The organism is Serratia sp. SSNIH1, from assembly GCF_002935055.1.
GTDB classification, from domain to species: Bacteria; Pseudomonadota; Gammaproteobacteria; order Enterobacterales; family Enterobacteriaceae; genus Serratia; species Serratia nevei.
In genome coordinates this window covers 38,939-52,545 of the sequence record NZ_CP026385.1, presented here as the reverse complement: position 1 = coordinate 52,545, position 13,607 = coordinate 38,939, and the positions used below count along the sequence as shown (strand labels likewise).

At 48.3% G+C, this 13,607-nt stretch carries 10 protein-coding genes and 1 pseudogene; 1 reads left to right on the top strand and 10 read right to left on the bottom strand.

Features of this window, described 5'->3' with window-relative positions:
- Positions 1-19 precede the first annotated feature (19 nt).
- Positions 20-2,332: pseudogene (locus C3F38_RS25905) on the top strand (Tn3-like element Tn3 family transposase); the annotation flags it as partial.
- 110 nt (positions 2,333-2,442) lie between these two features.
- On the opposite strand, the gene dqlB reads toward C3F38_RS25905, so the two are convergent.
- The 10 genes from dqlB to C3F38_RS25865 form a co-directional block, all read right to left on the bottom strand.
- Entirely contained in the window at positions 2,443-2,538 is a 96-nt protein-coding gene (gene dqlB, locus C3F38_RS26790; RefSeq protein WP_004206884.1) for a DinQ-like type I toxin DqlB, read from the bottom strand.
- 1,222 nt (positions 2,539-3,760) lie between these two features.
- Positions 3,761-4,816, bottom strand: a complete 1,056-nt coding sequence (gene repA / locus C3F38_RS25900) for a plasmid replication initiator RepA (RefSeq protein WP_015060006.1) — start codon at positions 4,814-4,816, stop codon at positions 3,761-3,763.
- Positions 4,813-4,863: an IncL/M-type plasmid replication leader peptide RepB gene (gene repB, locus C3F38_RS26935; RefSeq protein ID WP_031942489.1), complete on the bottom strand. Its 51-nt coding sequence runs from the start codon at positions 4,861-4,863 to the stop codon at positions 4,813-4,815. The genes repA and repB overlap by 4 nt, the downstream gene beginning before the upstream one ends.
- 249 nt (positions 4,864-5,112) lie before the next feature.
- The gene (repC, locus tag C3F38_RS25895) at positions 5,113-5,343 is read right to left on the bottom strand and encodes an IncL/M type plasmid replication protein RepC (protein ID WP_011091085.1); all 231 of its coding nucleotides are present in this window, start codon (positions 5,341-5,343) and stop codon (positions 5,113-5,115) included.
- Between the two features lie 81 nt (positions 5,344-5,424).
- On the bottom strand, positions 5,425-6,078 hold the full coding sequence (locus tag C3F38_RS25890) for a hypothetical protein (protein ID WP_040119745.1): 654 nt from the start codon (positions 6,076-6,078) through the stop codon (positions 5,425-5,427).
- 1 nt (position 6,079) lies between these two features.
- Positions 6,080-8,275: a DotA/TraY family protein gene (locus tag C3F38_RS25885; RefSeq protein WP_015062834.1), complete on the bottom strand. Its 2,196-nt coding sequence runs from the start codon at positions 8,273-8,275 to the stop codon at positions 6,080-6,082.
- A complete protein-coding gene (locus C3F38_RS25880; protein ID WP_015060003.1) occupies positions 8,268-8,864 on the bottom strand; it encodes a hypothetical protein in 597 nt (198 codons plus the stop codon). Before C3F38_RS25880 ends, C3F38_RS25885 begins: the two co-directional genes overlap by 8 nt.
- Positions 8,861-10,069, bottom strand: coding sequence for a conjugal transfer protein TraW (gene traW, locus C3F38_RS25875; protein ID WP_004187486.1), 1,209 nt, complete (start codon positions 10,067-10,069; stop codon positions 8,861-8,863). The genes C3F38_RS25880 and traW overlap by 4 nt, the downstream gene beginning before the upstream one ends.
- Positions 10,066-13,116 carry a conjugal transfer protein gene (locus C3F38_RS25870; RefSeq protein WP_040119746.1) on the bottom strand — a complete coding sequence of 1,017 codons (3,051 nt, stop codon included), beginning with the start codon at positions 13,114-13,116 and terminating at the stop codon, positions 10,066-10,068. The genes traW and C3F38_RS25870 overlap by 4 nt, the downstream gene beginning before the upstream one ends.
- Entirely contained in the window at positions 13,113-13,607 is a 495-nt protein-coding gene (locus C3F38_RS25865; RefSeq protein ID WP_011091080.1) for a hypothetical protein, read from the bottom strand. Before C3F38_RS25865 ends, C3F38_RS25870 begins: the two co-directional genes overlap by 4 nt.

Here is a 13,607-nt window from a genome sequence, read left to right as displayed (position 1 = left end):
CCTCAGCCGGAACCGACCCCTCAGTGGTCCGGCGTTTAATGAAGCAATTGAACGCTGGAAAACTCTGAACGATTTTGGCCTGCATGCTGAAAACCTGAGTACACTCCCGGCTGTGCGCCTGAAAAATCTCGCACGTTATGCTGGTATGACTTCGGTGTTCAATATTGCCAGGATGTCACCGCAGAAAAGGATGGCGGTTCTGGTTGCCTTTGTCCTTGCATGGGAAACGCTGGCGCTGGATGATGCACTGGACGTTCTGGACGCCATGCTGGCCGTTATCATCCGTGACGCCAGAAAGATTGGGCAGAAAAAACGGCTCCGCTCGCTGAAGGATCTGGATAAATCTGCATTGGCGCTCGCCAGCGCATGTTCGTACTTGCTGAAAGAAGAAACACCGGACGAATCGATTCGTGCTGAGGTGTTCAGCTACATCCCTAGGCAAAAGCTGGCTGAAATCATCACGCTTGTCCGTGAAATTGCCCGGCCCTCAGACGATAATTTTCATGACGAAATGGTGGAGCAGTACGGGCGCGTTCGTCGTTTCCTGCCCCATCTGCTGAATACCGTTAAATTTTCATCCGCACCTGCCGGGGTTACCACTCTGAATGCCTGTGACTACCTCAGCCGGGAGTTCAGCTCACGGCGGCAGTTTTTTGACGACGCACCAACGGAAATCATCAGTCAGTCATGGAAACGGCTGGTGATTAACAAGGAAAAACATATCACCCGAAGGGGATACACGCTCTGCTTTCTCAGTAAACTGCAGGATAGTCTGAGACGGAGGGATGTCTACGTTACCGGCAGTAACCGGTGGGGAGATCCTCGTGCAAGATTACTACAGGGTGCTGACTGGCAGGCAAATCGGATTAAGGTTTATCGTTCTTTGGGGCACCCGACAGACCCGCAGGAAGCAATAAAATCTCTGGGCCATCAGCTTGATAGTCGTTACAGACAGGTTGCTGCACGTCTTGGCGAAAATGAGGCTGTCGAACTCGATGTTTCTGGCCCGAAGCCCCGGTTGACAATTTCTCCCCTCGCCAGTCTTGATGAGCCGGACAGTCTGAAACGACTGAGCAAAATGATCAGTGATCTGCTCCCTCCGGTGGATTTAACGGAGTTGCTGCTCGAAATTAACGCCCATACCGGATTTGCTGATGAGTTTTTCCATGCCAGTGAAGCCAGTGCCAGAGTTGATGATCTGCCCGTCAGCATCAGCGCCGTGCTGATGGCTGAAGCCTGCAATATCGGTCTGGAACCACTGATCAGATCAAATGTTCCTGCACTGACCCGACACCGGCTGAACTGGACAAAAGCGAACTATCTGCGGGCTGAAACTATCACCAGCGCTAATGCCAGACTGGTTGATTTTCAGGCAACGCTGCCACTGGCACAGATATGGGGTGGAGGAGAAGTGGCATCTGCAGATGGAATGCGCTTTGTTACGCCAGTCAGAACAATCAATGCCGGACCGAACCGCAAATACTTTGGTAATAACAGAGGGATCACCTGGTACAACTTTGTGTCCGATCAGTATTCCGGCTTTCATGGCATCGTTATACCGGGGACGCTGAGGGACTCTATCTTTGTGCTGGAAGGCCTTCTGGAACAGGAGACCGGGCTGAATCCAACCGAAATTATGACCGATACGGCAGGTGCCAGCGATCTTGTCTTTGGCCTTTTCTGGCTGCTGGGATACCAGTTTTCTCCACGCCTGGCTGATGCCGGTGCTTCGGTTTTCTGGCGAATGGACCATGATGCCGACTATGGCGTGCTGAATGATATTGCCAGAGGGCAATCAGATCCCCGAAAAATAGTCCTTCAGTGGGACGAAATGATCCGGACCGCAGGCTCCCTGAAGCTGGGCAAAGTACAGGCCTCAGTGCTGGTCCGTTCATTGCTGAAAAGTGAACGTCCCTCCGGACTGACTCAGGCAATCATTGAAGTGGGGCGCATCAACAAAACGCTGTATCTGCTTAATTATATTGATGATGAAGATTACCGCCGGCGCATTCTGACCCAGCTTAATCGGGGAGAAAGCCGTCATGCAGTTGCCAGAGCCATCTGTCACGGTCAAAAAGGTGAGATAAGAAAACGATATACCGACGGTCAGGAAGATCAGTTGGGAGCTCTGGGGCTGGTCACTAACGCCGTCGTGTTATGGAACACTATTTATATGCAGGCAGCTCTGGATCATCTCCGGGCGCAGGGTGAAACACTGAATGATGAAGATATCGCACGCCTCTCCCCGCTTTGCCACGGACATATCAATATGCTCGGCCATTATTCCTTCACGCTGGCAGAACTGGTGACCAAAGGTCATCTGAGACCATTAAAAGAGGCGTCAGAGGCAGAAAACGTTGCTTAACGTGAGTTTTCGTTCCACTGAGCGTCAGACCCCTAAAAGGCGGGGAGTGGTCCCCCCGCCTTTAGTTACGTTTCCGGTCAGTCAAAATACTGCCGGATCAGCTCCAGGACCGCTATCACAGCGTTAGACACTGCAACAACTGCCCGCAGAACGACGATTAACAAGTTAATCATCCGTTTGCTCCATACAGAGCAGGAACACCGCTGATCGCCCTTACATTGCCTGTCACAGCGGCTACCTCACGTCAATTGTTTAGATGTTCCCACTCCAGCCAGGGCATTGAAACAGCACCACCTGTTTTTCAACCAGGGCTTTAAACCGTTCACGCCGCGTAAGCGGGGGCTGGAGAAGAACGTCAACAGATTGACCCGCGTAGTATACCCTATTCAGGGTGGTTTGCATTTACTGCACTCATGGCGTAATATTTAACCGTCAATTGTTTAGGTGTTCCCGCCTCCATCCGGGGCAAAACATGAAAACCCGATCTCACCAGTCGGGTTTTTTTGTGCCTCCCTTCTGGCAGAAATCGTATTTCCTCAAATAAGCGCCTAAAACGCTCTCTGTGGCCTTCACTGCAAAAAGAGCAACATTCCCCTGGCTTCACTCTGTTTAACGCGCCTGCGAGCGGCTGACGTGGATAACCGCGGCTAAATCGATCCTCTTTTCCCTGTTAATTTTAAAACTGACAGCTGACACTGGCGTTGATTGCCTGAAAGGCATTGCACGATATGGCAGGCGATTTTCCTGCCAGACTGCCTTGCAGGTGACGCTGTGGCCACATTACCCCCAGGCTACTGCGAGCGGGCGGTGTGACGTTTGCGGCACACCGGGCGCGTGGGTAGTAGCGTTGACGTCAGGGGTGCGTGTCGCAGCCCTGCCGTCTTACGGGGGTGTTCTTAGTTACATCATCCATCATGCTTTTTTCTGCCGAGCCGTTGGCTCGGCGGGGAAAAGCACGGTGGGGCAAAGAAGAATCCGCACTGGAGGTTTCTGCTGGCCACCCTGCCCGGCATTTGCCGGGTGCTAACCTGGGAGCATAGCGACCATTCTGGCCGTCGTGCCGCGTAGCGGCGCTGAAAGGCCAGGCATATTCCCATAATCCACAGAAAATTGAGCCTGAATAACAGTGATCTCTTTATTGAATAAACATCTTTTTAAAGAAGTTAAGAGTGTATTGCAGCTTGTTTTGACCACGATTGCAGGTGACTTTATTTCCTCCTTTGCGGATAACTGTGGATAGTGGTGATTTCGCTGCCGGTTATCCACCGGCGGCGCCAGAACGTCAAAAAATCACGATGGCCACACGTTAAAACTGGAGGAAATTTGAGCAGGTCGCGCCGGCTGGCCAGCACGAAAACCGCCAGGCGGCGGTAAGAGAATTACAGGGGGAGAAAATCAGTGATAATCAGGGGGACCGGATTCCCTCTCCAGCCCCAGATCGAGCTGATACAGGTGGCTGCGTACTCGCTGGGTAAACTGCTCAGGCGACAGCGCGTGCAGTTCGTCTTTCGGCAGCGTCCGTATCAGATGAACGGACATGGCGTAAGCCCGGTCGTCATAGGGCTGTTCTGCCAGCGCTTTCAGCTTCTTCTCGCGCTTACCCTTCAGGGCGGCTTCACGCCGGCGAACCAGCGTGGCGTGCATCATTTTTTCATACCAGCGCCGGCGCGCGGCTTTAACAGAGATTTCTTCCGCCTGGCCATGTTCATCACGGGTTATCCAGCCTGCAGCTTCAGCGGCCACCTGTTCGGCCTGCTCCGCATACAGCTTATCGAGATCAACACCGATCATCTTCCAGAGGCGTTCCGTCAGCACGACATGCTTGGGGAACCACTTGCGGTTAAACGGGTCCCATGTGACGCCTTCAGGCAGCGCCAGTAACCCGAATTCCATCATGTGCTGCAGCAGCCGGCAAACCCGCGGTACCGTCACTTTCCGGATCACGTTCCCTTCGCTGTCCTTTTCGCTGAGCTGCCACGCCATTTTACTGAGGTTGATAGTGTCGATATGGGTAGCCCGGTCAACGGTGCTGACCAGGAGCGGCACAATCGCATCGAGTAATTTCTCCCGCTCCGGGCGGAAGTCGCGCTTCCGGCCAGCCTGCTCGCGCAGCTGCACGAAGTACGGGTGGCGGCTGATCCGCATACGCAGACTTAACGCGCCGGTTTTGCGATCGCGGCGAACAAGGCGGTTGTAGGCATGGCCAAGCTGGCCAGGGAGCTTTTTGAAATTGTCCGGTCGGTACCAGCTGGGTTCCGGGCAGAGACACGCCGTTGAGTGCGTACCGCGACGACGGCGGGTTTTGCGCACGGGCTTGGTGCCTTCATCGAGAAGCAGCTGCAGGGGCGATTCTTTAGGGGACTGGCTTTCAAGCCAGGAGATGAACTCCGGCGAAAGACCTTCTACTGACTCAATGTCAGAAAGCTGTAGGTATGGATTCTTTTGATTCACCAGCCCCTGCACATATTGGCCGGGCTGTATTGCAATAGGGTACGCATTTGCTATAATCCTTTCTGCCAGTGGGCAGTTTGCACCCCCTGATTCCTGAAAGAGACCGGCCAAAGTACCTGTCAGGATCAGGGGGTTTTACTTTTTGTGGCTCCTGCCACTCCTAAGCGGTACATCTCCGGGCCGCTCTTCCCGTGCTAAATTCTGTAATAACCCCGTAAGGTTATGTAAACGCCGCTTAACATATCATGCGTTTCTTAGCGGGGCAATACCTGCGATCCCGCCTTTACATAGTAAGATCACTCTTCAGAATCGTCAAATTTTAAGCCGTCATAATAACTTTTTACAAGAAATTCAATAACTTCAGCCTGAGTGAGTTTTTTAACTTTTGTGATCTCTATCAACATTCTTTTTGCATCTTTGGGGAGATAAAGGTTTAACTGGTCGTGTGTTTCCCGGATACGGTTCCGGTACTCTCTCTGGAACTCCGGGTTACTCTTCTGTTCCTGGCGCTCAGTAACTCTGTTCACTACTTCCTCCCACAGCATACGACTATAACCACCTGAGTATACATGAAAAAACCGCCTTTTCAGGCGGTTTGGAAGTAAACATCAATACGTTCGTGGTAGCATCCAACCTTCATCAAGCATAGTCTTTCGCCACTGGAGATATTTTTCACCCCTGTATTTTTTATGTTGCTCATGCATCCTGGTTAACATTTCCAGCTGGCGATATGCTAGGCCGGCATTGAGCAAGATTATTTCAACAGTAGGTACATGTCGGTTCCGAAGATTCACGACAAGTTTACTATCAGTATACTCCCAAGACTCAATTGTCTCAGCCTCAAACAAAATTCTCTTTTGCTTAATAGAGGCCTGTACAACATAAAGGGCAGCAATCCCAACAACACCAGAGTCCATGTCTATACCAAAATATGTTTTCTGAGCCGGCATGTATTGTTCCTCTTTAGCCGATGGATTAAAGCATCCATAAACTCTCATGCCTGCAACGACCTTTTTGACTCCCTTACTTTTTACCTGGCGTACAACATATGTGATCAGCATGGCATCGAAAACAAGTAGAGCAACAAACCACGCCAATGCCAGGCTTCCACCTAAAGTAAGAAAGCCAGAATATACAGTCAACGGAAGACTTATTGTTAAAATAACTATACTTATGGCTACAGACAGGCGTGACAGATAGTAGCCAACACCTTTTGATTTAGCCATGTTGTTATCGACAACAGTATACGAATATCCTTTCATATCACGCCCCCGCTATACCATCTTTGTCTTTATCAACCGTATTGGTTGGGTTGAAGTTCTTCGGCCCAGAAGGACGTCCACCTGTATTTTTAGCTCCACGACCAAATGCAGCAAACAGGTCGTGAACATGATTCTGCATATCACCAAGAATTGAATCGTTATGCTTGTTACCAATCCAGCTGATGACGTAGTTAGGCATCCTTGCAGGTAATGCAAATACCCTAGCAACCATACCTGTACACATCCTTGCATAGACAAAAAGGATACCTATCATTGACCAAAGGCCAGTTGTTGAATCTGCCTGTACATTTTCCATTGCTGTTTTGAAAATATAGTTAAGCGCGGTGCCAAGAGCCACAATGGCCAATGATGCAAAAATGAACCCCATTACCATCAACAGTGGTCGAATCATCACATCTATCAGGAAAATATATCCATACGTTGACCGGTCCTCATTAGTTTGGCCAATGTTAATATGGGTAGCGGCCCACAATGAAGATGCAACGATACCAGTCAGCAAAGTAACTAACCAATCCGCCATTGCGACAAACCAATAGATAAATGGCACAAATGGAAGCCAAATTGAAAGCGTTAACCCTATACAGAACAGAGCGACTAAAATCATGTATACGATCGGAGCCGCAGTTTTAATTACACCCTTAATAATATCCTTACCTGAAGTGAAGAAATTAAGTAATCCCGCCCCCATACCAGCAGCGTTATTACCATCTGCAACACTCATTGCGACATTAACAGCTCCCCAAGCAGCTAGACCACTCTCAGCAGTAAACATCGTGTAATCACCAATGGCTTTCATTTTCAACAAGGGATTCGTTACATCGCTGTATCCATCGCCAGTGCCGTAGTTTCTAGTGGCAAGCCATGAAGTAACATTAAAGTTGAAAATTTTGGTAATCAACGAATCTGCATCACCACTTTTTGCCGCTTCTTCGATGCCTTTATTGTCAATATTCTGAGCTAAAGCATTATCAGCAGTACCTAAAGGGGGAGTGTAGGTACTGTTTTTCAGTTGTGAATGATATGCCTGGAACAGACCTTTATAATAGTCCGTAGAACCTACATCACCATCACCACTTATCCCTGATACAATAGGTTTCAGATTAGCAACGTCCTTCAGCTCAGTGTTAGCAGTTGCCAGGGTATGATAATAAATACCAAGATATAGCCAGCCTTTTTCCTTTATATCCGACTCCATTTTCTGGAGCATATCATTACTTCCGGCAGCATTGTCTGCAGCTTGCTGTACTTGTTGTTGGTAATCTCTTGCTGCTGTCTGAATTGCAGTTTCAACGTCAGGCAGCTGCCCATCTCCGGAACGCATTTTAGACATATAAGCAGAGTTAAATTGCTCTGCTGTATTCTTCATCTTACTCCAAAGCGAGTCTGTAGCCTGCTGTTGAACTGCATAAACAGAATCAGCGTAACCACTGGAGAATACCGAAGTCCAACCTGTAGGTTTTTGTGGTAATTTAACAGTCCCACAAACAGCAGAACCATTGTCAACTGAAATTGAGTAACTAGAATCACCAGTATTAAACTTCATCTGGCTATTACTTTCATAATGTTGGCCTGAAGCCTCCATCTGAGCTAACCCTTGATTGACACCAAGAGCGCACAAGTTCATTTCGAACATTCCTTTAGCCACAGAAGCCATTTCTGGCATAACTGGCGTTATATAAACAGCTTTGCCACTCGCTAGTTCCGACGCTGTTTTATCTGCAATAACATTGGCAGAACCTACACCTATGATGGACCCACACCACAGGAAGAGCAGTTGTGCAACGGACCATCCAACAACAGTTGGAACCAAAAGGAGCCAGCCGAATGTTGTTTTAACAAAATTGAAGGCATTATTCCCATCACCCTCTATAAACTTCCCAAGTTGTCCTGCCTGATGTAGTTTTTTAATACTGATTATCGCCATATAAATCAGTGCTAATATGGCGATAACCTCATTCACTGTGAAAAATACGTTATTTAACAACCCATCACCTGACGGACTGAAAGGATTATTTACCACTTCACCAAAAACGGTATGCAGCATCTGACGTGACAAATCACCAGACCGTTTAGCAGCCTCTGTAATACTATCAATTCCCAGATCTGCAGAATATGCCGGGGTAATGAAAAGCGATAGCGGCAACAATGCGACCAATGAGTTTCTTGACTTATTCATGCGCCCCCCGAATCTGGCCAGCTTGTTCAAAATTAAATGTATTGCGCACACCGTTATCGTTAATAAAATGTCTCAATGTACCGAATTCTTCTTCAGAATGGGCCTCATTCCGTAATTGCCAACCTAAAAATTCATAAGTCATTGCTTTTACGAACGAGTAGATACAAACAGCAAACATTAAACCAAGTGTTAATGTCACCTTCAGAAGGCTTACATTGTATTCAGTATTAACAATCAATTTTACACAGCCAGCGATTAAAAACAGGGCAACAAAAACAGCTATAAAGAAGCAACATAACCAATATTTCTTATACTTACCGGCTTTAGCTAGATGCTGTTCTAAGGGGATAGAACTCTTTTTAACAACATCCTCAAACGACTGATTCGAAGCTGATTTTTCGTCCGGAGCTTCCAAATTTTTGATTTGCTTCTTAACGAAAGAAGCCCGCTCATTGAGCAGGCTGATAGATTCCCTTAGTGATTTCCACATAAACTGAATATCACTAATTCCGGTAATATGATAAACCGCTTTTTTCATGCGGCCGGGGGATTTTGTAACTTCTTCCCCTGTTTTATTTTCGTCTGTCATTTTCTGGATACTCCCGCGTTCACACTCTCCAGCTGTGCTGCCAGCATCGGTTTGTATGTTTGATATGCGTCGTTCGCCAGGATCTGGCCAAGCAGTACATTTTGTTTCTCCAGCTGCTGTTTGGTTTTCAGCACTAACCAGTTGTTCAGGTTGGCGATATTGATTTGCTCACGCATCAAATCTTCGGTGTTCTTGTTGGTCAACGTCGCCTGGTAAGCAGGGTTGCTGTAACGGCGACCTACTTCGAATTCCTCAAACTCTCTGGCAGACATACGGTTAAGCTGTTTCGCCCTGTTACTGGCCGTCGCCTGGAAATAGGATTCGACTTCCGGCACTTTGCGTGCATCTGCAAGCGCGGCATCAGTGGCCGGGTTCGGTTTGGAGTTGGCGATCATTTCCATCTGAGGTTGTGCGGCCGCGTCGGTGAGCGCCTGGTATTGCTGAATCATGCCCAGGTAAATTCGCCCGCTGGCGCCTTTAACTTCCCCACGACTCAGCTGACGACCAGCACTGCGCAACGCGGTATTTTTCATATAGCGCAGCGCCGCATCTGTCTGCTCATCTGTAAACGTCAGATCAGGTGCCTTGCCTTCTTTGCCGGCGCCATAAAGCAACGAGCTCAGCGACGTATCTGCCCGTGGCATGTCAGATACACTTGGGCAGAATGAAGTCCCGCCAAATGCAGCATAATCCGAACTGTCGCAGTACTGGCTGTGAACTTCGGCCGTTGAAGATGCATCCACGTCGGTTGCGCGTGCCGGCACTTCAAAAATAGCCTTAACATCTTTCGCAGAACTGGCGCTTCCCAGCGTTCGCTGACCGCCAGCGGCCGCTGAGGATACCCCCGCGGCGCCACCGCCAATAGACTGCGCACAAATATCATCCGGAACACGGTACTTATCCTGTGCCTGCAGCAGCCGGTCATTACGTTTTTGCTCGACTTCGAACTGTCGGTTAGTTTCGGCCACCTGCTGCATTAATGCTGCCTGGCGATCGCCCTGCTGGCTGATTGCCGTACCAATGTTAATCAGCGTGGCCTGGATGTTACCTAACAGGCCATTAGCTGTGCTCAACGCCGGCATAACCTGCGTTGAGATGGGAATGCTGCTGTTAACGTTGACCGTATAGGCAAATGCTGACTGTACGCTGAAGGCCAGAATTGAAACGGCCATCACTGACCGTTTTGCGTTTCCGATTTTTATCATCTGAATCCCCTTCTCACATCAGAAATGATTTCTTTAGCGAGCTTCATCGCCATAGTTTGTGATTCTTCTTCAGAATCACGCTCACCACCCTGATTGACCACCATTTCATCAATGATACTTGATGCACTTCCCATAGGGAATCTATTTGCTAATTCTTCCCTTGCTTTTTTCGTTCCCAGCTCTTCATAAAGCACATCTCTGAGCGCTCTGTCTTTTGCAGATGAGTTCAAAGCCCAAAGCAGTTTTGGTCCTAATGTGTTTTTCAGAATGTGGCAAATAAGACCACGTTTTGTTTTAAAAATACCGAGGAATGCAGTACCACTTCCGTCCGGATAAACCCCTTGCGGAAGCTGTCTGAAACGACGCAGGATATCGGCCGGGATGTTGATCTCTAATTGCTTCAGATACTCTTCATCCCCTTCCGTCAGGCGCATCATAAACAGGCTGTTCATGGTTTTAAGCACACTCGAAGGCATATGGCTCAGATACTGAGACGAGAAGGCAGTACGGACGTTGAATTTACGATCTTCAAGGTCAGCGGTGTTCAGCGCATTTTGAATAAAGTCGATGCCGGCAAAGTTATGACACTCATCATAAAAGGTATGTTTAACCTCTTCTGAAAGCTCCCTGATGCGCGCCTGGTGATATGCCCTGTACTGCTCCGGTAAAGCAGGAATGAAGGTTTCTGCGGACTGAGGAAGGTAGTAGTTACGCACAGCCATCTGGCGCGCAAAAAGATACATAATGCCGGACTTGAGCTTACCTGCAGGTGTCGTTCTGTCACCGAGGACGTTTTGCATATCCAGGATCGCAATGCGAGTCTCCGGGCTGAAATCGTAAACCGTGATCCCTGAGAAAATGGCATACTCAGCTGCAGCAGCCTGGAAACAACGTGCAACGAAGCCTACTACAGGCTCACTCCCATTAACTTTTACGTCAGCGTATTGGTTTTTAAATGATTCAGTTTGTAGTTCAGCAATAAAATCGTGAATGGTTGGCACAGCATAACGCTGAGCAACCGTCGCAGCATGAAGATATTTTTTGGCAAACAGCTTATCAACGACTTCCCACCATGTAGCTCTTTCAAACCAGTCTTCACCAAGCTCTTTATCCAGACCTGATTCTTTCAGAGCTTCATTAATCACCGGGTCGTTATACTTAAACAAGTTAGCACTTGAATGCGCTTTTGCTTTGTATACGTTTGATACAACCTTACTGACGATTTGCCCAACGCTCATTGCATCTGGCGGCTGGCCAATTGCCGGATCAATACAGAATGCGTTAAGCATCTGCTTTAAGAATACTTCCTCAAACTGCGTCAGATACCTTGAACCTAACTGCGTATCGCAGATGTTAATACAGTGCGATTCGTCATTGTTCAGGGTGATACTGGCAATCTGGTGACGTTTCTCTGCCGGCAGCTCAGCGCTAATCAGATCGGCGATACCTTTTGCACTGTAGCCCTTATCAATGATGGTCAGATAAGGCAGTTTTTTATCAGCCCGGTAAATCGAACTCAGGTTAAGGCGGTTGGCCAGCACGCTTTTACCGGAACCTGGAACACCGGTGATGACATCGGTAAATTTCTCCTGCAGGGGACTGGCGATTTGATAGGGGAACAGCTTGCCATCGAGAGTGATGAAGTTGATATTGCCTTTACCATGCCAGGGACTGGCCGGACGTTCAAAAGGTAACATCCGCAAGCCTTCACTCAACGGCGGATAATGCAATGAGCCAGGTGTGGCCGTGGTCAGCCCCGGAACGGATGCAATCAGTGCGCTACCTGGATTGCCATATGTCTTGGACACACCTGATACACCCCAGCCTTCAATCGCCTTAGTTAAAGCCGCCAGGTTGCGTTTGGCTTCATCCTTAGTGTCGCCCCAGGTGGCAAAGTTGATGGCCATGATAGCCGTTGGATCGGTTTCGCTCTGGGCCCGGACATAATCCATATCACGCGCGATATTACCGAGTGAGGGAATGAAACGAAGGAAAGATATGATTACTGATGGCCAGAACAGTGCTTTTTTGCCCCCGCCTATAAAGTCATATTTTATCCGGTACGGGATTTTCCGGTTAATCGCGTTGAATAACTGCTTAAATTTGACAGGGTGAAGTGGTGGTAACTCAAGGGCAACAGAGCCGTAATACTTACCATCACAGTAAATCAAGCCACCATCTTCTTCCAGTTCCCCTTCCATGATCTGGATATTCAGCCGCGGCGGCAGCACGGAGTCGATATTGTCTTTCCGTGGGGCGCCATAAATTCGCAGATTTTGGTCAAACGGCGTGCGAGGGTACCAGTTTTCTGATGTTGAATTCCGGAACAGCATCTGACGCATCATTGCGCCAGCGTGTTTGACATCAAGGACATCAACCAGAAGCCCCATTCCCGATTCATCATCCCCCTGAAGCATACCAATCAGGCGCCACAGCATCGCGTCATGCGTGATCTTCAAACCTTCAAGCTGAAATTCGATTGGGTTCTGACTGAAGCGCGTCTGCGGGATATCCTTCAGTACGCCGGCAGCTTTTGCCTGTTCGTTTTTAAGTTCATCCTTCGCAATCATCCCCTTCGAGGTATACAGCACGATGTAAGCGCGTTCACGGCTGTAATGAGCGGCGATTTTTTTTGCGTCATCGGCGATCAGGTCTTTAATGTCTATCTGCAGACGCTCTATTGCTGCTACCTGCGGTTTATAAACATTATTCAGCTCTTCCTGGTTCTTGGTAAAGTCGCGTTCGAACACCACAGACAACTTATGGCCGCTGTTAATAAAGGAATTCGACAAGGAGTTTGAAAGGTGCATGATGAAGTCATTAAACGACTTCTCGTCAAACGATGATTTAGCGCCCTGAACCTCAATAACGGTAAGAAAATCGTTGTTCTTAGTGGTCAGAATGTACGGAGCCCTGATTTCAGGATGCTCAATGCGATCCTGCGACGTAAGCCCTACAACCGTTGTCAAATCACAGTATTTTAACGAGTCATTTGATGTCAGATTGCGTGAGATACCTTCGATCACATCCTCAAAGAAAGAAATCATTTAAAACCTCTCTTACCCTTGTAAATTTCATTCCAGTCACTTACATCCGGCAATTCGTCTGACTCTGCAACAGAAGCGACAAACTCATCGTCAAAATTCATGGGAAGTAACTGATGGTGTTTTTTTATCAGGTGCAGTAAATCGTATCCATCATCACTGCCGGTTTCGTTTAGAACTACGTCAGTTGTGCTGAGCAATATCTGTTTAAGTTTCTGCGCCTTTTCACGGTAAGAATCGTCCGTTGACTTTTCCGCCTTTGCAATTGAACGAAACAGCAGGCTGTAGAGTTTTCGGTTTGTATTTCTCTTCAGCAGAAGTCCGGTTTGAGTCTCTAGTTTCATTTTCTCCGGATGTTCGAGCGACAGGCATACAGAGCAAAGCATTCTCTCTTTCTGTCCATCTTCTGCGAGGGAGAAAACATCTTTGCTCTTTATCCCGCACACATGGCATCTGGCAGGTTGTTCATTCCTGGTGAGCTTAAAATCTTTCAT

Excerpts from the sequence above, each read along its gene's own strand:
- C3F38_RS25870 (WP_040119746.1), bottom strand. The coding sequence starts at position 13,116 with ATGATTTCTTTCTTTGAGGATGTGATCGAAGGTATCTCACGCAATCTG.
- C3F38_RS25885 (WP_015062834.1), bottom strand. The coding sequence starts at position 8,275 with ATGAATAAGTCAAGAAACTCATTGGTCGCATTGTTGCCGCTATCGCTT.
- C3F38_RS25880 (WP_015060003.1), bottom strand. The coding sequence starts at position 8,864 with ATGACAGACGAAAATAAAACAGGGGAAGAAGTTACAAAATCCCCCGGC.
- C3F38_RS25890 (WP_040119745.1), bottom strand. The coding sequence starts at position 6,078 with ATGAAAGGATATTCGTATACTGTTGTCGATAACAACATGGCTAAATCA.
- dqlB (WP_004206884.1), bottom strand. The coding sequence starts at position 2,538 with ATGATTAACTTGTTAATCGTCGTTCTGCGGGCAGTTGTTGCAGTGTCT.
- C3F38_RS25865 (WP_011091080.1), bottom strand. The coding sequence starts at position 13,607 with ATGAAAGATTTTAAGCTCACCAGGAATGAACAACCTGCCAGATGCCAT.
- traW (WP_004187486.1), bottom strand. The coding sequence starts at position 10,069 with ATGATAAAAATCGGAAACGCAAAACGGTCAGTGATGGCCGTTTCAATT.